This window comes from Pseudoroseomonas cervicalis ATCC 49957, assembly GCF_000164635.1.
Classification (GTDB): domain Bacteria; phylum Pseudomonadota; class Alphaproteobacteria; order Acetobacterales; family Acetobacteraceae; genus Pseudoroseomonas; species Pseudoroseomonas cervicalis.
On record NZ_GG771102.1, the window covers coordinates 1 to 915 of the forward strand.

Consider the following 915-nt stretch of genomic DNA (forward strand, 5'->3'; position numbering starts at 1 on the left):
GGCGCGCGGTCTCCCGGCCCGGCCAGCCCATCGCGGCGGCCGAGGGCCGCGGCGCGTTGCAGCAGCGCCTCGGCCGTGCCCTCGGCAAAGCCGGGCGGGCTGGTCAGGGGGCTGGGCTCGGTCATGGCGGTCTCCTTGCTCTCGCGCAATTGTGATTTTTCGCAAGGTTCGGTTCAAGGGTTTTTCGCCGGTCCGGCCGGGCCCTGCCAATGGGCGACGCGCTGGTGGAAGCCGCACAACGGCAGCAGCAGCCGCGCGGCCCCTGGCCTGGCCGTGCGGTCCAGCGCCACCAGCAACGCCGCCCCGGCGGCCTCGCGCACCGCCACCACCTCGCCCGCGCAGCCATCGCGGAAGTCCAGCCGGGCGCCCTGGAAGCCGAAGCGCACCGCCCGCGCATCGAGCGGCGGCAGGCCGAGCAGCCGGGTGATGCAGCCGGGCTGGCGCAGCTGCAGGGAGGGGGGTGCCCGCTCCGGGCGCAGCCGCGGCGGCAGGGCGCGGGCCGGGATATAGGCCAGGCTCAGCCCCATGCGCGCGACCGGCGCGGGGGGAGGCGCGGCGGCCAGCTGCTCGGCCAGGCCGAGATAGGCCAGCCCGCCCTCGCCGGGCACCGCCGGCAGGCGGCGCAGCAGGGTGAGGGGCAGCGCCACCCAGGCGCCCTCCTGCGGCAGGGCGGGGTCGAGCAGCAGGGGCAGCGGGGGTGGGCCGGCGTGTCGCATCCTCTCACCGGGGCGGGCGGGGCGGGCGGCATGCTGCGCCCGGTATTGTGCGAAAAATAATAAATGAGGCGCAAAGTCGTGACGGAGCCCTTTCGCCGGAGAACGCCGATGACCTCCACCGCCTGGCGCCGCCACGCCCTGCTGCAGACCGCTGCGATGCTCGGCGCCGTGGCGCTCGGCGCCCGCGCCGGCGCCATGG

The 915-nt window shown here is 76.3% G+C and carries 1 protein-coding gene; it reads right to left on the reverse strand.

Annotated elements, in window-relative coordinates; genetic code table 11:
• Positions 1 to 173: 173 nt before the first annotated feature.
• Complete coding sequence (locus tag HMPREF0731_RS21965; RefSeq protein WP_040614435.1) at positions 174 to 716, reverse strand: hypothetical protein; 543 nt, start codon at positions 714 to 716, stop codon at positions 174 to 176.
• Positions 717 to 915: the final 199 nt, after the last annotated feature.